This window comes from Arthrobacter psychrochitiniphilus (assembly GCF_003185915.1).
In the GTDB taxonomy this organism is placed as follows: domain Bacteria; phylum Actinomycetota; class Actinomycetes; order Actinomycetales; family Micrococcaceae; genus Specibacter; species Specibacter psychrochitiniphilus.
This window is the reverse complement of record NZ_QHLZ01000008.1, coordinates 97,041-115,865: the sequence shown is the minus strand read 5'-3', so window position 1 is coordinate 115,865 and position 18,825 is coordinate 97,041. Positions and strand designations below refer to the sequence as shown.

Below are 18,825 nucleotides of genomic sequence, written 5' to 3'. Positions count from 1 at the left end.
AAGGGGCCGGTGTTTCAGACGGAAGGCTGTCTGAAACACCGGCCCCTTTGTGGGGATGTAACTTAGTGCTGGCTGGAGCGCCTGCGTGATCCGGCCATGATGACCAGACCAGCGAGCAGCGCCAAGACTGCACCACCCATCAGCAGTGTTGAGCTGGCGCCAGTGCTGGCCAGTTCATCTGCGCTGGTTCCCGTGGGCGACGCCGTGGGCGACGTCGTCACGCGGGTGGGAACGGTACCGGTATCGCCCGTGGCCGGGCTGGTGAGCGTGGCATCCGTGGTGGCCGGAGCAGTGGTTGCCTCATCGGTTGGATCCGTGGTGACTTCCTCGGTTGCCTCGTTAGTCGGCTCCGTGGTTGCCGGCGCCGTGGTGGCTTCCTCGGTTGCCTCGTTAGTGGGTTCCGTGGTTGCCGGCGCCGTGGTGGCTGGGGCAGTTGCCGGTTTAGTAGTTTCCGGCGCTGCTTCTTCTGCGAGGGCTAGTGCGGCGAACCCTGCGAGCTGACCCGCAGCATTCTGAACGGTCACCACATAGTTGCCGCCTTCAAGACCGGTGGGAACCTCCAGCGGTGCTTCACCGGCCTCGTTGGAGCGGACCCACTGGCTCTTTGGAGCCGTGGGTTCAGTGGCGGAAGTGTTCTGGATGGCCACGCGCAGCCAAGCATTGACCGGGAGGTTCTTCAAGGTGAGGTATTCGCCGCCGTCGAACTCGGTGGAGGGAACACCTAAATCAACGGGGGATACCTCTGGAAGTGTTGCCGGATCCACCAAGGCTGGGGCGGTTTCAGGGGCTGCAGGGGCGGTGCTCCAGTTGATACCAGGGGTCTTGAAGTGATTCAACCCTTCAAGAGCCATGCGGCCACCGAGTGTTGCCGCGCGCTTGGTGAAGTCTGCGTAGTTGCGGTTGGCTTGCGGAGACCAGCCAACCTCGGCCGTGGCCAGGGTGCGCGGGTATTGGTAGCTTTCAGTCTGGTTCATGCCGCGGATCCATTCGCCCCACTGGACTGTTTCTACACCTAGGATGCGGTCATCGCCAATGCCGGGCAGGAATTTTGCTGGGTCCCAGTCATAGTGTGTCTGCAAGGTGCAAGGTGCACCACTACAGGCCCAGGTTCCGCCAAACTGCTCGGAATTATCCTGCTTCTGCGGGATGTACGTCTTGGATGCGGGGGAGAGGATGACTTTGGCGTTATTCTTGATGATCTTGTCTGATTCGCCCTGGCCACCGCCAACCCATAGCTGAATCACGGAGTTTGGCGGCAAGTTAGCGGAACCGTATTCGTTCCAGCCAATAACACGCTTGTTCACGTCGGTGACCTGCTTGGTGAACGCGCCGATCATCTTGTTGTAGTCGGCAGTAGATGTCACATGGGACTCGTCTCCGCCGATGTGGATGTACGGGCCAGGAGTCAGGGCAGCAAGCTGTTTCAGGACTTCCTTGGTGAATTCGTAGGTAGCGTCGTTATCCGAATCGAAGGAACTGACGCCTACATCACCTGTGCCCTGTGAGTTAGGTGTGGAGTTGCCGGGCGCCGGTTTGGGGGCGGACTTGGCTGAGTTCAGTTGCGGGATGGCGTGCAGGGCCGCGGTGGTGTGACCTGGCATGTCAATTTCCGGGATGACCACCATGCCGTTGTCCCCGGCGTACTTCACAATCTCCTTATAATCGTCCTTGGTGTAGAAGCCTGTGTGCCCTGGTTCGCTCTGACTCGGGTTGGTGGTCATAGCGGTCTTGCCGGAGATGTCCGTCAGGTCCGTGTACTTGATTCCGGAGGGGTTCACCGTTGGCTGGTCCATGGCGATTCGCCAGCCTTGGTCATCGGTGAGGTGAATGTGGAGGGCGTTCATCTTGAACTGGGCTGCGTTATCGATGTGCTCCTTCATTTCATCCACTGTGTAGAAGGAACGGGCCACATCAATGCCCACACCGCGGTGTTCGTAGCGAGGGTAGTCACTGATGACCACGCTGTCCACGGTCCAGGGGGTGTTGACCGCGGTGCCGGATTCAATCCATTGCGGGAAGAGCTGGCGCAGTGTTTGCACACCATTCAACGCACCGGCTGAAGTGTTCGCAGCGATCTTCACCCCGTTGCTGTCAGCCTGCAGCGTGTAGCTTTCCGGTTTAGCATCGGAGAGGTCGGCTCCCACCGTGAACTGAACATCACTGGCCGAAGCAATACCACTGACCACGGGCAAGGCGAAGCCGGTGCTCTTGCGTGCCTTTTCTGCGAAGTAGTTGGCAGCATCTACGGCGTCACCTGAGGCCACAATACGGCTTCCTGGCAGCAGCTGGAACGTGCCATCAGCGGTAGCAGCAGAGGCCACCGGCATCGGCACAAGAGCCAAGCTGTCCGGGAGAACCGGCTGGGGTTTGGCATAGATCTCGAACTCCGAGATCGAGTATCCGTACGTGGACCAGCGTTTAACGCCCTGCATGCGCAGGAACTTCGTGTTCGGCACGCCCAGGGTGACCTCGTCGGTGCGGGTCGGCCCGGTAGTGGAGGTCATGGTCTTCACATCTGCCCAAGACGTGCCATCAAGAGAAGTTTGCAGCTTGTAGTCACGGGCTGCGGCATTGGGCCAGACGATCTTCACATGATCAACGGGACCGGCCTGTTCCAACTCCACCTGGATCCAGGAGTTATCTTCGTAGGCTGAGGACCATCGGGTGCCTGTGTTCCCGTCGTTGATGAGGTTAGCTGTGAACCCCGCCCCAGCCCCCGGCTCCACACTTGAGGCCGTAACCGTTCCGGTTAGTGCCAGGTTGGACGGGTACTCCACCGGGACGCTGGGAGGCACCACAATCGGAGCCGCTTGGGCCGGGGGAGCGGTAAAAGCTGTGGGTAGCACCGCAGCAAACAAACCGAGGGCGGCAGCGCAGGCGAGCCCGGCCGTCGTCGTTCTTTTCAATGCTTTCAATCCATATACTCGCTTTACTTCTCTTGGACCGCAAGAGGCATCCGTTAGTGGGTGAGACTACACAGTGATGAATCGTTCGACGGCGGTGGCCGGGCGCACACGTTCATGGGCCGGGATATCGCCTGCAAAAGCTAGCCACTGGGCAAATTTGTCGCCGCGCTCAACGAGTTGGCGGTACATTGCCCGGCGCATGGTGCTAACCCGATCTTTGTAGATCGGGACGTTGATGACATTGGTGAGCTCGTCAGGGTCGGCGATCATGTCGTAAAACTCGTCGATGCCTTCAGGGTTAGCAATATATTTCACTTCCTTGTTGCGGATCATGCGCTGGGCGTAGGGGAAGTGGTGGCCGTGGAATTCGCACAGGATATTCTCGCGCCAGCCCTCCACATCTTCTCCGTGAGCCAGTGGCAGCAGGCTCCGTCCACGGACACCGGAGGCATCCGCCCCGGCAATGTCATGGAAGGTGGCAGTGAAGTCCAGCAAACTGATGAAGCGGTCTTCCCGCCGCTCCTGCTCGCCAGGAAGGGACAGGATGGCCGGTATGCGGTAAATGTCCTCATACATGGCAGGGCCCTTGTCATTGAGCCTGTGAGCACCTGTGAATTCACCGTGGTCAGCGGTGAACATGACGGCCGTGTTGTCCGTCAAGCCCAGCTCGTCAAGGACGTCCAGGATCCGCCCAATTTCATGGTCGATCATGGCAACGTAGCCCCAGTACACAGCGGTGAGCTTCTTCCACTCATCCACGGTGAAGCAGTCCGTGGACCAGTATTCGGCGTAGGCCTGCTGCACCATCGGTTTGCCGTGGAACGTTTCGGCAAAGGAACCGGGCAGCTCAATGGTGGAGGGGTCAACCATGTCATACCACTGTTGCGGAATCAGGTAGGGCAGGTGCGGTCCAAAGATATGGCAGGACAAGAAGAACGGTGTGCCGTCCTCTGCACCTGACTCTTCCTGCAAGGCACCTGCAGCAAATTCACGCAGCTTAGCGATGGTCTGATCCGCCAGGAACGCCTCAAAGGTGGCTTCCGTGGGCTGATCCGTCACGCCGGCGATCAAGTGACCTTGGCTGCCGTCCGCCCGGGTGGTGTAGACAGGGTTGGAGATGTGGAAATCCGGATATCCGTTGGCTTTAAGCCAGCCTTCGTATCCCGGATCGTCAAAGACGTTCAGAGCACCCGGCAGGTGAATTCCTTCAAAACCGTAGTAATCGGGTCCACGATCCTTGCCAACATGCCATTTGCCCACGTGACCGAGCCGGTATCCCTGCTCAGTCAACGCCGCAGAGAAAGTAGGCAGCCCGTCAGGGAGCTCCTCCCTGTGGCCTGAATTCCACTCGTAGTTGGCCAACAATCCGTGTTCGAACGGTTGCAGGCCTGTGAGCAGGCTGGCACGCGCAGGGGTGCAAATGGCCGTAGGCGTGTAGGCCCGGTCAAAAGTTGTTCCGCGCGCAGCTAGCCTGTCCAGGTTGGGAGTGTGCTGTGAGGTGTTGCCGTAGCATCCCAGGGTGTCGATGCGTTGCTGATCCGTCATGAGGAACAGCATGTTTTGGCGCTTAGTGGTGTTCACAGAAGTCACTGAGGCTTAGACCGCTGGGGTGCTGACGAACAGTTCAGAGTTGTAGAAGGACTTGGGATCGGAGATTTCGGTGATCTTCTCATCCTTCTTGAACTGCTGCTGGAGACCATCCAACCAGGTGTAGATGGTGCCGTCCGAGGACAACTTGTCCAGTTCCTGGGAGGTGAACAGCTTGGCCACACTGGCCTGGGCTGCCATGTCTTCCTCCTTAAGCTTGAGGAACTTAGCTGTCAGGGCAATGGTGTTTTCCTGGTTGCTGTGCCGGTAGTCGTTGGCGCTCTTGACAACGGAGATGAACCCGGTGGCAAGGTCCTTATCCTTTGCTGCGCGGCCCGGAGCGGCTACGAACGTGGAGGGGAACGTGAGCGTGTCGATGAAGTCCTCGTTAGAGAACAGCTCAACCATGTCCGGCTGACCCTTCTTGGCACTGTCAATGAGCGGGTACCACAAGGCGGCACCGTCAACCTGGCCGGCAGCGAATGCTGCAACAATGGCCGGCGGTTCCATGGCCGTGACCTTGAAGTCTTCGCGGCTCAGGCCTTCCTTGGCCAAGGCCAGGCTGAACAGCTGGTCACCGGAAGTACCGGTAGGCACTGCAACCTTCTTGCCCTTGAGCTCAGCCAGAGTCTTGATCCCGGGCTGTGCAATGATGCGGTCCGCGTTGGAGACAGAGTTAACGGACCAGATTTCAGCCTTTCCTGATGCGGGCAGCCACAGTGCGCCGGAGCCAATGTAGACCACGTCCACGTTGTTGGTGCCCAGTGCCTGGATGGCCAGCGGGCCGTTGGTGAACGGCAAGTACTTGGGCTTCAGGCCAGCCTTGGCCCAGTAACCTTCCTGATCGGCAACTGCCATCAGTGCTGCACCGTTGTAGTCGGCAATGTAGCCAACCTTGATCTCCACGGGCTCCTTGGCTGCATTCGAAGAACTGGCATCATCGGCCTTAGCGCCGCAGGCTGCTAGTAGGGAGATTGCTGCGGCACCCAGAGAGAGTTGCAGGACATTGCGGCGTGTGACGTGGTTGTTCATGGTTTCTCCTGAAGAGTTTTGCCCAAGTCTGGGCAGGGGGTATGAGGGGATCTAGGCGGGAAGCGAGTTTTTATTGGTGGGCTTCTGCCACACCGGGCTGGTGGTAGACAGCTTCCCAAACCTGGGTGCGTAGGCGAGCGAACTCGTCTGAGAGGCGCATTTCCTCGGTCCGCGGGTAGGGAAGGTCAATCTTGATTTCCTTGAAGATGCGACCCGGCCGGGCAGCCATGACGATCACTCGCGATGCTAGGAAAACTGATTCGTCAACATCATGCGTAACGAACATGACTGTGCGGCGTTCTTGGGTCCAGGTCTTGAGTAGCTGTTCTTGCATGTGCACACGGGTCAAGGCATCCAACGCACCGAAGGGCTCATCCATCAAGAGGATCTCTGGGTTCACGGCATAGGCGCGTGCAATGGCGCACCGCTGTTTCATACCACCGGAGAGCTCCTTCGGCAGTGCTTCAGCGAAGCGGGTCAAACCCACGAGTTCAAGGTAGTGATCCACTATGACGCGGCGTTCCTTGGCGGGAACCTTCTTGAGCTCCAGCCCGAACTCAACGTTTTTGCGTACGGTTAGCCACGGGAAAAGCGCGTATTGCTGGAAGATGACACCGGTTCGGGTGCTCGGTCCGTCAACTTCTCTGTCATCAACCATGACCCGGCCACTGGTGGGGTCAAGGAGTCCTGCTGCGGCATTGAGCATGGTGGATTTTCCGCAACCGGACGGGCCCACTACGGTGACAAATTCGCCGTCGGCGATGTCTAGGCTCACGCCGTCAAGAGCGGTGAAGGTGTTGCCGGTGAGTGTGAATTCCTGGCGTAGATCCTCGAAGCGGATCATGGCTTTTGATGTGGTGGTTGTCATGGTTATTCCTTAGCGACGTTCTTGCCAGCGGGTCAGGTGGGCCTCGATCATCAAGAGCAAGCGGTCCATGAGTAGACCGAGAATGCCGATGACAATTACGTTCACGAGAATTGTGGGCATGTCGTAAAACTGCTGGGCCTGCTGCATGCGCATACCCAAACCGTTGGGGGCGGCGATCAGTTCAGCGGCCACAACGGTGGCCCAGCCTGCTCCGAGGCCAATACGCATACCTACCAGGATGAACGGTGAGGATGCGGGAACTACCACTCGGCGGAAGATGATCATTGAGTCAGCGCCCAGAACCCGGGCGGCATTGATGAGTGTCTTATCTACGCTGACCACGCCTTGGTAGGTGGAGATCACGCAGGAGAGGAATGCGGCCAAGAAGATGACGAAGATCTTCGGTGTTTCACCGATACCCATGGTGACCATAACAAGGGGAAGTAGGGCCAGTGGAGGAATGGTTCTAAAGAACTGTACCCAGGGTTCAATGATGGCTCGGCCTACCTGGTACCAACCCATCAAGAAGCCAACAGGAACGGCAAGCAGACTGCCAAGGAGGAAGCCGCTGAGAACGCGGGCAAGGGATGCTCCGGTATCTTCAGCGAGAGTACCGTCAGCGAATACCTCTCCGGCCCGGATCAGCACTTCTACGGGGCCAGGCAGGCCAACAACTCCTGCGGCTGACAGAGCAGTCCATGCTCCGAGCCCGGCTGCTACAGAGCCAAAGTTGATAGCCAGCAATGCCTTGCGGCCAAGTTTGCGCCCGCTTGTTGCAGGGCTCTTCCTGGATGCTGGTTTGGGTTTTTGCTGCGAGTTTTCAGGTGCTGGACTGCCGCTAGCGAGGGGTGGTGTTTCAACCGCGATGTAGGTATCTTTTGCTGCCATGGATCAAACTTATGGCATGGATCACATGATGTCAACACTCCTTACATAACTATCAGTTATGCGGTGGTGTGCGGCTGAACGGGTTCGAAACTTAGCTTTTGGTATTCAGTGAAACGGCGCTACTAAGCGCCCTGCGCATCGCTAATTGAGGATGGCCTGGGTCCAGTGCAAAAGGGCCATTTGAGCTGCACCGTCGCTTCCTGCGCTGGGCGCAAACGGTGCTGTGCTGATCTCTGTGCTCTGCGGTCCGAGGTCAAGGTTTTGCTCACTGAAGGCGCGCCGTGCGGGCTCAAGAAGGAGTTCACCAAATTGCGAAAGCTCACCTGCAATGACAACGCGGCTGGGATCGAGCAAAACACACGCGCTCATCAGGGCGCGAGCCAGAAGCTCACCAGCCCACGAGGCCACATTGATGGCGATTCCATTGCCTTGTGCAGCGGCCAATGCCATAGCTTCGATGGTTGAAAAGGCTTGCCCCCGGTGTGCGGCCTCCAGCAGAACGTTTGCTTCGTTAATATAGCTCTCCAGGCAGCCATGACGGCCACACCAACAGGGAGGTCCAGCGAAGTCAACGCTGATATGGCCTAGCTCTCCGGCGATGCCGTTGCCTCCACGCATCAGCGATCCATTGGAGATGACGGCGGAGCTAAGGCCCGCTGAGAGGACCACATAGAGCAGGTCCTGACTGTTATTGCGGTAAGCCATGGCCGCCAGCCTAATATTGTTGTCCCACAGGAGGGGGGCGGGGAGTAGCTCTCGCAGAGGGGCCAGCGAAGCGCCTTGCGGGTCGCTTTGCAATTCAAGATCGTCAGAAAGTGACGCGGGATTTGGGTGGCGGCTAGCAATGCCAACGGCTGTGCCAATATTGGTTTCGGCGTTGATGCGGCCTGCGCTAATGAGTTCTTGCAACATATCCGCAGCCGCTAAGACTTTGCCTTCGAGCGGCAGGAGCGAGGAAATGTCCTTACGGACGCGTGCGGTGGTGGACCCGTCAAACCCCATGACCGAGATACTGATGCGCCGCCGGCCCAGCTCGATGCCAACGGCAGCGCCCGCATTAGGGTTCAGAGTGAGGGCTTTGGTGGGCCGCCCGCTGCGGCCAGGCCCATGGAACTCCTGATCACTTTCGGTGATGACTCCTCTGGCGCGCAACTCGCCCACAATGGCCGAAAGCGTTGTTCGGGAGAGCTTTGTGTCAGTCTCAAGTTCGCGCCGTGTGCGGTTGCCGTGTGTGGCAAGCGATTCCAAGACGCGCAACTCATGGCGGCGCCGGACTGCCTGCAGGGCGCTGTCGTCAGGTGTAAGCACGTCCCCTCTTTCCCATTCATCTCAACGGGGCAAGATGCAATCCGTGCCCCTTAATCATCATTATGCACCAGGGCGAGCTATTTATGTAAAGTCTATTGTCTTTATTCCTCAGGTAATCCTTGGGTCACCCCTGAGGCAGCTGCTGTTGTAATTTCTAAGCGTGCCGCAGTGATGAAGTCACGGATTAGTTGGATGCTCTTAACGCCCCGGCTCGATTCCACCCCGCTAGAGACATCCACTCCAGAGGGCTGCATGGCCTTGGCAGCCGCAGCAACATTGTGTGGATTGAGACCGCCAGCCAATAGCCAGAACCCTTGTGGCGTTCCTGCTGACAACACGGCTGCATCAAAAGTGACGCCGGCACCCGGTTCAACTGCGTCCAGCAAGAGACGTTCACCATCCCACGCGATCTTTTCATCAGGGCTAAGGCTGTTGTACAAAGGCGCGGAGAATGCCCGCAGGGATTGGAATCCGGCGTTGTGGATCCTGTCCATGTCTTGGAGCGTCTCTTCGCCATGTAACTGGATGGTGCCTACTTGGGCCGTAGTCGCAATTTTTATAACCTGGTCAATGGGCTGGTTCCGGAACACGCCAACGATCTCAATGCCCGCCGGTACTTCGCGGCCCAGCTTTGCTGCCAATTCTGCGTTCACGGTCCGTGGACTACCCGGAGCAAAGACAACACCAATGGCGTCGGCACCGGCATCTACAGCCGCAGCAATGGTTTCAGCCGTTTGCAGACCACAAATCTTGACATACATCCGTGCACGCTTCCTTCTTCGTTGATGCTGACTTCGTTGATGGTGCCCGGACCTATTCATAGCGACGCTGGCTCAGCTGCCATGTTAACAGTGTTAAGTTCCACCGACTATCTTGAAGGTGCATATTCTCGGTGTGCTGAGGTTGCGGATGTGGCCGTAGCGTAGCCTATGCCTTCACGCTTAGGAGAATACTTAGGAGAATACGGTGGCGGCGATACTCCAAAGAACATAGGCGCTGATGGGGATCAGGAGCAGCCATTCCCGAACGGAACCGGCGTTACCTAAAAGCGGGATCGCAATATTGCCGTTGGGCCGCCAAATGTTCTTCACTAACGGGACCTTGCGCAGGAATCGCGGCGGCTTGATCCGCAGCGGCCAAATAAGATTGCACCCTCCTGTGGTCAGCATGTCGCCCAGGATGTGGATGATGACGCCCAAGCCCATAGCCAGCGGAAACCAATAGGCGTGTTGCGGCGCAAAGAGGGTAGCGAAGATTCCGACGCCGATCCCCACCACCCAGGGAAACTTGCGCATGGTGTCGGGAATGAATTTCAGGGCCTTCGCGGCAAAGGAGGCTAGTAGAACAGCCAGCAGACCGGCCCCCGGATAGATGATGCCGTGGCCCGGCAGCTCCATGGTCCACATGCCAGCCAGTGCAGCAATGGCAACGAAGACGGCCAGGCCCAGGAGGGAGTGTGTGCCGTGCCGGTGGCCACCGGAGAACTTTCCCACCTGGATACACAAGATGTTAGACAGCGGTGGAAGGGAGTGGGCTATGGTTGCGTGCCGGTGGTCAGCATCTGGCACCAGGGCCGCACCGGCGGTCACCAGGGCCCCGGCAATGACAGAGGCTGGAGTCAAATCCATCATGCCCATGCCAATGGTGACTGTCTCCGGTAATGCCGGAACCACCTGTCCCAGGCGCCCTAGTCCTACCTCGAACGAGGTGGTCAGGGCCAGCCAGGCGGCAGCTCCACTGGCGGCGTGGTGGGCTCCCATCATGAGGGCACGTCCTTGCATTTTCGGGTCTTCGTTCTGAACCCGCATTACGTGGACAAAACCTGCTGCACCAAGGGTATGTGTAGGGGCTGACATTCACACTCAGTGCGCCTGCAGAAAACATGCGGTGCCGCTCACATGCGTTTCTCAAGGCTTTATCCCAGTCTCATCGCAGTAGTATTCCCCCATGAGAAGCGCACTGTTTGAATCGATCACCCTGCGCGGTGTGTCCGTCCGCAACCGGCTCTGGGTTACCCCCATGTGCCAGTACTCGGCGGAACAACAGGACGGGATGGCTGGGGATTGGCATCTGGTGCATTTGGGATCCTTCGCAAAAGGCGGTGCCGGTGCCGTGTTTACCGAGGCCACGGCCGTGCTTCCTGAAGGACGCATCTCTCCGCAAGACTTGGGCCTGTGGAATGACGCCCAACGTGACGCCTTCGCCAGGATCGTGGCCTTCATCCGCAGCCAGGGCGCGGTGGCGGGCATCCAGTTGGCACATGCCGGACGCAAAGCGTCCACCTTCCGCACGTGGGATGAGCGTCAAGGGACCGTCCACGAAGACGACGGCGGATGGGTCACCCTAGCGCCCAGTGCACTCGCCTTTCCCGGCTATGACACACCAACCGCCCTCACCGCGGAAGGTATTGCCCAGATAGTCGCAGCCTTTGGTGCCGCTGCCGCACGGGCTGTTGAGGCCGGGTTTGAACTGATCGAAATTCATGCCGCCCACGGCTACCTTCTGCACCAATTCCTCTCACCTTTGACCAACATGCGCAGCGATGACTATGGTGGCTCGCTGCGTAACCGAGCCCGTGCCTTACTGGAAACCATCGACGCCGTCCGGGCCGCCGTCGGCCCCTCCATACCCGTGTTGGTGCGCTTCTCGGCGACTGACTGGGTGGACGGTGGTTGGAGGCTTCAGGACACCTCGAGAGTTGCGCGCTGGGCTGCCGAGCACGGTGCGGACCTCGCGGACATTTCCTCAGGCGGAAACGTTCCCGCACGCATCCCTGTGGGCCCCGGCTACCAGGTGCCCTTGGCCACGGCTATCCGAACAGCAGCGCAAATACCGGTGGCCGCCGTGGGGCTCATTACAAGTGCCCAGCAGGCAGAGCAGATCGTGGCCACAGAGCTGGCCGATGTAGTCATGGTGGGGCGTGAATTGTTGCGTGATCCCAACTTTCCGCTGCGGGCGGCTGCCGCGCTGGGCGTGGAGGTTCACTATCAGCCGGCACCGTATCACCGCGCACCCATCAAATGAGGGCCGCGCACTCATCAAGAGAGGGGCGCGAACACCTCACACAGCGTCATTCCCTGAATCCGCCCGGCGCTCCCCAGCCCGGCACCGTACAAGAGGCCCGGCCTCTACCAGCCATGACTTGCCCGGTGTTGGGGCCCGCTCTCACTTCCGCGTTCAGGCTAGGTTCGGAACTCATTGGCCGGCGCAGAGTGGAATAATGGATAGCGGTGGCCACATAGCGGCAGCCTGACAAATTTAGGGGAGAGAATGTCCACGCTGAAGCAGCAACTCAAGAATGACGTGATCACGCACATGAAAGCCGGCAACAAGATTGCCCTGACTACTGTCCGGAACGTTTTGGGTGAGATTGAAACGCGTGAAAAGGGTGGCAAGACCCCCATCGAGTTTGATGACGCCCAGGTCATCACCTTGTTGCAGAAGGAAGCAGCCAAACGTCACGATACGGCCAAGATTTATACTGAGGCCGGGGAATCTGACCGGGCCGCAGCCGAGCTGGCTGAAGCCGGCGTCATCGAGGCTTATCTGCCCCAGGTTCTCAGCGCTGGCGAAGCACAGGAAATCGTGGACCGGATAATCAGCGGTCTTGAAGCTGAACAGGGCGAGCTGTCCATGCGTCAAATGGGTGTGGCCATGAAGCCCATTACGGCCGAAATCGCGGGCCGCTTTGACGGCAAGGCCATCTCGGATATGGTGCGCACGCGCCTCCAGTAGTTCGCGCCAGCAGTAGTGCAAGCCAGCAGGATCTGCCCACAGCGCCCGCAACAAACGAAACAAAAGCAACAAACACCACACTCGCCACGCCCTCGCAGCCCATGGAACGGAACTCCTTGATTCAGCTCACACAAGACACCGACGGATATGTACGGATGAGCAGGCACTTTCCTGCGCAGACCATGATTTCCATCAGCTTCACCGACGGCACCACAGGGGAATACTCGGGCCGGCGAATGAATGAAATCTATGATCAGGCGCTTGCCGATTTCCGCTTGGCTAACAACATGGATGTCAAGGGTTTCAACCGCAACGCCAAGAACATCCACCGGCGCAACGCAGTAGAGCACGTGCCCGTGGCGGCCGGTATGAAATAGCAATACGGGGGCATGTTACTCCACTAAGTGGAGAAATCCTCTGGTGTCCGTAGGATTGGAGGAACCAGGCGGGACGTCAGTGTCTTAGCAGCGCCCGCCGCGAGATTTGAAAGGTGTCATGTCCTCAGTATTGACGCTCATTCCATTGTTCATTGGGCTCGGCGTTCTGGTGGTGCTCGCTATTATTGCAGCCATCATTTCGCGGATGGCCCTGCATATTGCCAGCCCGGACCAGGCCCTGGTTATTTCTTCCAAGGATAATAAGGCCCAGCCGGATCCGAACAGCCAACGTGTGGTTTTTGGCCGGATCTTCATCAACCCCTTCACCCAGCGCGCCTACCCGTTGTCCTTGGCCTCCCGGCAGGTTTCGTTGAAGATCGAGGCTATTTCCAAGAACGGCATCAAGCTGCATCTGACGGGTGTGGCCCAGGTGAAGGTCGGTGGCGACGCAGATTCCGTGCGCAAAGCTGCCCAGCGGTTCCTGAATCAGCAGGATGCCATTGACCACTACACCCAAGAGACCCTCTCGGGTTCGCTGCGTTCCATTGTGGGCACCTTGACGGTGGAATCCATCATCAAGGACCGTGCCACCTTCGCCAAGAGCGTGAAGGAAGAGGCGGAGCATTCCATGCACAACCAGGGCCTGGAGATTGATACCTTCCAGATCCAGTCGGTAGATGACGAGACCGGCTACCTGCGCAATCTGGGCCGCCCCGAGGCGGCCCTGGCCGAGAAGAATGCCAAGATCGCAGAGGCCCAGTTCCTCCAAGAAGCCGAGCAGGCCAAGGCCATTGCTGATGAACAAGTGGCCCTGGCACAGCAGCAGCTGATCATCAAGCGTGCCGAACTCAAGGAAGTTGCAGATGCCCGCCAGGCACGAGCCGACGCCGCCGGTCCGCTAGCTGCAGCCGAGCAGCAGGAGCAGGTTATCATTCGGGACCAGCAGGTTGCCCTGCGCCGTGCCGAGTTGCGCGAGAGGGAGCTGGACACTGAGGTGCGCAAGCCCGCAGATGCCGAGAAGTACCGTCTGATCCAACAAGCTGATGCCAAGTTGGAGGAACGGCGCCGCGCCTCTGAAGCCGCTGAAATTGAGGCCACGGTTGAACTTGCCAAGCGTAAACTGACCGCTGAGGGTGACAGGGTGGCTGCCGAGGCTGACGCTGCAGCCAACACGGCGCGAGGCAACGCTGACGCAGCTGTCATCGAGGCTCGCGGACGCGCAGATGCCGCCGTCATCAAATCCAGGGGACAGGCTGAGGCCGAGTCCACCGAGGCCAAGGGTGTGGCAGAGGCCGCCGGCATCGCCGCGCAGGCTGAAGCTTACGAGAAGTTCAACGAGGCAGCCATTCTCAGTAAGGTTCTGGAAGTGCTCCCGGCCATGGCCCGCGAGGTGGCAGCTCCCATGGCTGCCATCAAGGACATGACAGTTATTTCCAACGACGGCGCGAGCCAGCTGAGCAAGAATGTCTCCAGCGGTGTCCAAGAAACCACCCAGCTGATCAAGGACTCCACGGGTCTGGACATCATTGGGCTCATTCAGGGCATGGTTGGCAAGAACGCTCAGAACGGCAAGAGTCATGAGGGCGGCGGCATTGCCACGGACCTGAACTCGGAACGGAACTAGCCGCCGCGCACGTTCCACTGCGCCGCGGTCTACAGCCCTGCAGGATCGGTGTTTGCACCGCACAGTATGACAGCAACACGTTCGTCACTGCGCGGTACATAGGCTCCGGTTTGCAGGGCAGCGTAGGCCGCGGCGGCACCATTTTCAAGCACTATGCGGTAGTCTTCCCACAGGAAAATGCGTGCCGCAGCGATCTGCTCATTACTGACCAGAACACTTTTAACGCCGGTGCGCACGGCAACAAGGACAGTGTCCACGCCGTCGAGCTGTTCTTCAAGTTCCAAACCAATGGTTCCGGCACCAGCGGCAATCTCAGGCTGATCGTAGGCGTGGCAATAGAGTGCACCGCTGGCGGCCACAAAGTCCATGGCCCGCTGGTAGGTGTCCACATACTCTGTGCCTTCCTGTACGACGGCGGCACCCACCTTGCCCAGCGCGGCCACCTTCACTGCCGGAGCAGTGAGCGGGACAAAGACAGTTGATGGCACGCCCAGGGCTGCTGCAGCACTGGCATTGGCAAGGCCCGCGTTTCCGCCCCAGGTAGGACTCCACCACAGGTTAGGTCCAGTGAGTGCATGGCGTCGAGTTGGCCCAGCGTGCAACCGCAACCGCGGATGCCCGGCTAAGCTGGTGCGCATGACTGAAGCTGCCTCTATTCTTTACGATCTGCCGTCCCACACAGTGCGCCGCACCGTGGTGTCCGGGATGGCCAACAACGTCTACCTGATTACGGCAAAGGCAACGGGTGCACAAATTCTCATTGACGCCGCGGATGACCTCCCCGCCATCAATAGTCTTATTGCGGACGCTGCACACGATTCCCCGGGCGGGGTAGTGCCACACCTGGCCATGATCGCCACCACGCACCAGCACTGGGATCATGTCCGGGCGCTGGGGGCGCTCGTGTCCCAAACAGGGGTGCCAACGGCAGCTGGATTTGAAGATGTTGAGGGAATCGCCGCAGAATGCGGGGTTTCTACCGATCGCCCCCTGCACCATGGTGACATCCTTTCCGTGGACGGCATCACCCTGGAAGCAGTTCATCTGCGCGGCCATACACCGGGTTCTATAGCCTTTGTCCTGACGGCCGAGAAGGGCGGTGCCCCCATCATCTTTAGCGGTGATTCCTTGTTCCCTGGCGGCGTAGGGAATACGGGAGCGGATCCGGTGCGCTTCACACAATTGCTTGACGACGTCAAGGACCGCCTCTTCGCCCCCTATCCTGACTCCGCACAGGTGCTTCCCGGACACAGGGATGGCACCACTCTGGGTGCCGAACGGTCTTCCTTGCCGCAGTGGCGAGAGCGCGGCTGGTGAACAGAACGTAGCCAGCTAGCTCGCAACGGGGCTACAACGCCAGCAAGGGGCAGGGTGTGGCTCCGGCACTGGCCTAGACTTGTCAACATGTACTTCATTGTTGTGAAATTTCAAGTCAAGCCCGAGTCCGCCGCCACGTTCATGGAGCGTGTGGCCCCCTTCACAGAGGCAACCCGCGCCGAACCGGGCAATCTCTGGTTTGACTGGACACGCAGCGTTGCTGACCCCCATGAGTTCATCCTGATTGAGGCGTTCCTGGACGACGACGCCGCCGGAGCCCACGTCAACAGCGACCACTTCAAGGCAGGGCTAGAGACCATGCGCCCGGCACTAATCTCTACCCCAAAGATTGTTTCGCGCAAGGTTGAGGGGGATTCCTGGGGCGAGATGGGCGAACTTCAGATCAGTTGAGTTCCCTGTCTACGCCCGCTGTGGGGCATCTCCCGCAGGGGCCCTTCAACCTTACTGCGATTGGGCAGGGGCTGGTCTTTGCCCAATCACTGCCCGAGCTGGCCACCGTCCTCGCCTCCGCCGCAGACGGGGGTGCTTCTGCCGTGGTTCAGGCACCTCCGGGCACGGGTAAAACCACCCTGGTGCCGCCCCTGGCAGCCAACGTTTTCGCTGCGAGTTCTTCACAGCGGATCCTGGTGACCCAGCCTCGCCGGGTAGCCGTCCGCTCCGCCGCCCGCCGCTTGGCGAGCCTGGATGGGAGCGCTCTCGGAAGCAAGGTTGGCTACACGGTGCGTGGGGAAAGCCGGGTGAGCGCCGAGACCATCATTGAATTCCTCACCCCTGGGATCCTGCTACGCCGCCTGCTGCACAACCCGGGGCTGGAAGGCGTCAGCACTGTGGTCCTTGACGAAGTCCACGAGCGCGGTCTGGACACCGATCTCCTGCTGGGCCTGCTGGGCGAAGTCCGGCAACTACGCGGCGATCTGAGCCTTGTGGCCATGTCAGCCACGCTGGATGCGGCCCGTTTTGCCCGGCTCTTGGGCCCGGACGACGCCGGGTCCCCGGCTCCCGTGGTTGACTGCCCCTCGGCGCTGTTCCCCCTCGAGGTTAAATGGGCGCCTCCTGCCCAGCCCCGTCTTGACCAGCGCGGCATCACCCGCGCTTTCCTTGACCATGTTGCTGACACTGCCGCCGCCTTCCATGCACGCGCCCTCGCCGAGAACCACGAGATTGACGCGCTCGTGTTCGCTCCCGGCGCCTGGGAAGTCTTCCACATAGCCTCCCGCCTGCGCTCATCCGCTCACGGAACCGAGGTGCTGGAGTTGCACGGCCAGGTCTCGGCCCGGGAGCAGGACCGTGCCGTTTCGGCACGGGAACCTGGCGGAGCCCCGCGCATCATTGTTTCCACCTCCTTGGCGGAGTCCTCGCTGACGGTACCGGGGGTGCGCCTGGTGATTGATTCCGGTCTCTCACGCGAGCCCCGCCGTGACGCGGTGCGGGGGATGACGGGGCTCGTTACGGTTTCCACCTCACGAGCCTCGGCCGAACAGCGTGCGGGCCGCGCAGCCCGGCTGGGCCCTGGCACCGTGGTGCGCTGCTACGACCAAAAGACTTTTGCCGCGGCACCGGCCCACCCCATGCCTGAGATTGCTGTTGCCGATCTCAGTGCCGCAGCCCTGCTGTTGGCATGCTGGGGTGCCCCCGGGGGAGTGGGCCTGCGGCTGCCCGATGCCCCCAGCGCTCAGTCCATGGCTACGGCCGTGGACACCCTGACGGGCCTGGGTGCCCTTGATACCACAGGGCACGCCACGGCGCTTGGCAAGACACTCGCGGAGATTCCCGCAGATCCCCGCCTGGCCCGTGCGCTACTCAACGGAGCCTCCGTGGTAGGCGCCACGGCGGCCGCCGAAATTGTGGCTCTGGTATCCGGTGACGGGAGGGCTCCCGGCGCCGATCTGCAGGCACTACTTTCCACCATGCGCTCCGGCCTGCGTTCATCAGGGGACCCCGCTGCACGCCGCTGGAACCAGGAAGTGCGCCGGCTCGAACAACTCGTGCACAAGGACGCCCGCAAGCCGGAGAAGGACACGGCCGCAGGCACAAGTACTGCTGGTTCCATCCCCGCCGATCCAGTCCTCCCTGGCTCCATGCCCGCTGGGCCTCTTTCCACCGGTTCAATTCCACCGGTGGGGCGGGCTGATGTGGTGGGGTTCGTCGTCGGGCTGGCCTTTCCAGATAAGGTGGCGCGGCTGGTCCCCAACGCCGCCGGTGCGCAATATTTGCTTTCCTCCGGCACCCGGGCCGGCCTGCCTGCGGGCAGTGCACTGACGGGGCACGAGTGGTTGGCTGTGGCTGATGTTGCCCGTGCGCAGGGCCGTGATGCTGCTGGCACGGGCGCCATCATCCGTTCTGCGGCGCCGCTGGATCAGGGGCTCGTGGAAATCGTGGCAGCACATCTGCTCCAGGACTCCGTGGTGGCAACGTTTAACAGCGGTAGGGTCTCGGCCCGGCGGGAGCGCCGGCTTGGGGCGATCATCCTCGCTTCTACCCCCGTGAAGGCGACCGCCGCGCAAGGACGTGAGGCGGTGGCGGCAGCGCTGGCCAAGGAGGGCCTAGGCTTGCTGAACTGGCGGGGCAGCGCGGATATGTTGCGCCGCCGCATGGCGCTGCTGCACCGTGTGGTGGGATCCCCGTGGCCGGACGTTGGCGATAAGGCGCTACTGGCCCGCCTGCCGGACTGGCTCGGGCCGGAACTTGAGGCTGTTGCCGGGGGACGTGCGTTGTCCGCGCTTTCACTGACAGATCCGCTGCGCAGGCTCTTACCGTGGCCCGAGGCATCGCGTCTGGCCGAGCTGGCCCCTGAATCGCTGGCCGTGCCGAGCGGTTCCCAGATCCGGATCGACTACCCCGCAGTATCCGAGGAGGGCCCTCCCGTGGTGGCCGTTAAGCTACAGGAATGCTTTGGGCTGGCAGAGACTCCCCATCTGGTCAACGGCAGGGTGCGGGTGCTGTTCCATCTGCTCTCACCCGCGCGCAGGCCGCTGGCCGTGACGGGTGATTTAGCCTCTTTCTGGAGTGGTCCTTACGCACAGGTCCGGGCCGAGATGCGTGGGCGCTATCCCAAACATCCCTGGCCCGAAGATCCATGGAGCGCTCCGGCAACCGCCAAGGTCAAGAAGCGCATGTCCTGAATCAGCCTGTTCCGGTTCGCACTGTTTAGATTCACACTGT

At 60.2% G+C, this 18,825-nt stretch carries 16 protein-coding genes; 7 read left to right on the top strand and 9 right to left on the bottom strand.

The window, feature by feature from the left end; translation table 11 throughout:
• Positions 1–62: 62 nt before the first annotated feature.
• From CVS29_RS13435 to CVS29_RS13400, 8 genes are all read right to left on the bottom strand, one after another.
• The gene (locus CVS29_RS13435) at positions 63–2,906 is read right to left on the bottom strand and encodes a family 20 glycosylhydrolase (protein WP_170120982.1); all 2,844 of its coding nucleotides are present in this window, start codon (positions 2,904–2,906) and stop codon (positions 63–65) included.
• 66 nt (positions 2,907–2,972) lie between these two features.
• On the bottom strand, positions 2,973–4,487 hold the full coding sequence (locus tag CVS29_RS13430) for a sulfatase family protein (protein ID WP_245932243.1): 1,515 nt from the start codon (positions 4,485–4,487) through the stop codon (positions 2,973–2,975).
• A 15-nt stretch (positions 4,488–4,502) separates the two neighbouring features.
• Positions 4,503–5,525: an aliphatic sulfonate ABC transporter substrate-binding protein gene (locus CVS29_RS13425; RefSeq protein WP_110106831.1), complete on the bottom strand. Its 1,023-nt coding sequence runs from the start codon at positions 5,523–5,525 to the stop codon at positions 4,503–4,505.
• Positions 5,526–5,595: 70 nt separating this feature from the next.
• Positions 5,596–6,393 carry an ABC transporter ATP-binding protein gene (locus tag CVS29_RS13420; RefSeq protein WP_110106830.1) on the bottom strand — a complete coding sequence of 266 codons (798 nt, stop codon included), beginning with the start codon at positions 6,391–6,393 and terminating at the stop codon, positions 5,596–5,598.
• A gap of 9 nt (positions 6,394–6,402) precedes the next feature.
• Positions 6,403–7,281 (bottom strand): ABC transporter permease, encoded by an 879-nt coding sequence (locus CVS29_RS13415; RefSeq protein WP_110106829.1) that lies wholly within the window; start codon positions 7,279–7,281, stop codon positions 6,403–6,405.
• Positions 7,282–7,422: 141 nt separating this feature from the next.
• Entirely contained in the window at positions 7,423–8,589 is a 1,167-nt protein-coding gene (locus CVS29_RS13410; protein WP_110106828.1) for an ROK family transcriptional regulator, read from the bottom strand.
• A gap of 101 nt (positions 8,590–8,690) precedes the next feature.
• The gene (locus CVS29_RS13405) at positions 8,691–9,350 is read right to left on the bottom strand and encodes a phosphoribosylanthranilate isomerase (protein WP_110106827.1); all 660 of its coding nucleotides are present in this window, start codon (positions 9,348–9,350) and stop codon (positions 8,691–8,693) included.
• 192 nt (positions 9,351–9,542) lie between these two features.
• The gene (locus CVS29_RS13400; protein WP_245932242.1) at positions 9,543–10,445 is read right to left on the bottom strand and encodes a metal-dependent hydrolase; all 903 of its coding nucleotides are present in this window, start codon (positions 10,443–10,445) and stop codon (positions 9,543–9,545) included.
• Positions 10,446–10,536: 91 nt separating this feature from the next.
• On the opposite strand from CVS29_RS13400, the gene CVS29_RS13395 reads away from it, so the two are divergent.
• From CVS29_RS13395 to CVS29_RS13380, 4 genes are all read left to right on the top strand, one after another.
• Positions 10,537–11,613, top strand: coding sequence for an NADH:flavin oxidoreductase/NADH oxidase (locus CVS29_RS13395; RefSeq protein ID WP_110106825.1), 1,077 nt, complete (start codon positions 10,537–10,539; stop codon positions 11,611–11,613).
• A gap of 246 nt (positions 11,614–11,859) precedes the next feature.
• Positions 11,860–12,324, top strand: coding sequence for a GatB/YqeY domain-containing protein (locus CVS29_RS13390; protein ID WP_110106824.1), 465 nt, complete (start codon positions 11,860–11,862; stop codon positions 12,322–12,324).
• A 116-nt stretch (positions 12,325–12,440) separates the two neighbouring features.
• Complete coding sequence (locus CVS29_RS13385; RefSeq protein WP_110106885.1) at positions 12,441–12,701, top strand: hypothetical protein; 261 nt, start codon at positions 12,441–12,443, stop codon at positions 12,699–12,701.
• 118 nt (positions 12,702–12,819) lie between these two features.
• The gene (locus CVS29_RS13380) at positions 12,820–14,325 is read left to right on the top strand and encodes a flotillin family protein (protein WP_110106823.1); all 1,506 of its coding nucleotides are present in this window, start codon (positions 12,820–12,822) and stop codon (positions 14,323–14,325) included.
• A 29-nt stretch (positions 14,326–14,354) separates the two neighbouring features.
• Here the strand turns inward: CVS29_RS13380 and CVS29_RS13375 are convergent, their stop codons facing one another.
• The gene (locus CVS29_RS13375; protein ID WP_110106822.1) at positions 14,355–14,963 is read right to left on the bottom strand and encodes a pyridoxal-phosphate dependent enzyme; all 609 of its coding nucleotides are present in this window, start codon (positions 14,961–14,963) and stop codon (positions 14,355–14,357) included.
• On the opposite strand from CVS29_RS13375, the gene CVS29_RS13370 reads away from it, so the two are divergent.
• The 3 genes from CVS29_RS13370 (at position 14,962) to hrpB (ending at position 18,785) form a co-directional block, all read left to right on the top strand.
• A complete protein-coding gene (locus CVS29_RS13370) occupies positions 14,962–15,642 on the top strand; it encodes an MBL fold metallo-hydrolase (RefSeq protein ID WP_110106821.1) in 681 nt (226 codons plus the stop codon). The genes CVS29_RS13375 and CVS29_RS13370 overlap by 2 nt on opposite strands.
• An 87-nt stretch (positions 15,643–15,729) precedes the next feature.
• Entirely contained in the window at positions 15,730–16,053 is a 324-nt protein-coding gene (locus CVS29_RS13365) for a putative quinol monooxygenase (RefSeq protein WP_110106820.1), read from the top strand.
• Positions 16,050–18,785: an ATP-dependent helicase HrpB gene (hrpB, locus tag CVS29_RS13360; protein ID WP_373366679.1), complete on the top strand. Its 2,736-nt coding sequence runs from the start codon at positions 16,050–16,052 to the stop codon at positions 18,783–18,785. Before CVS29_RS13365 ends, hrpB begins: the two co-directional genes overlap by 4 nt.
• Positions 18,786–18,825: the final 40 nt, after the last annotated feature.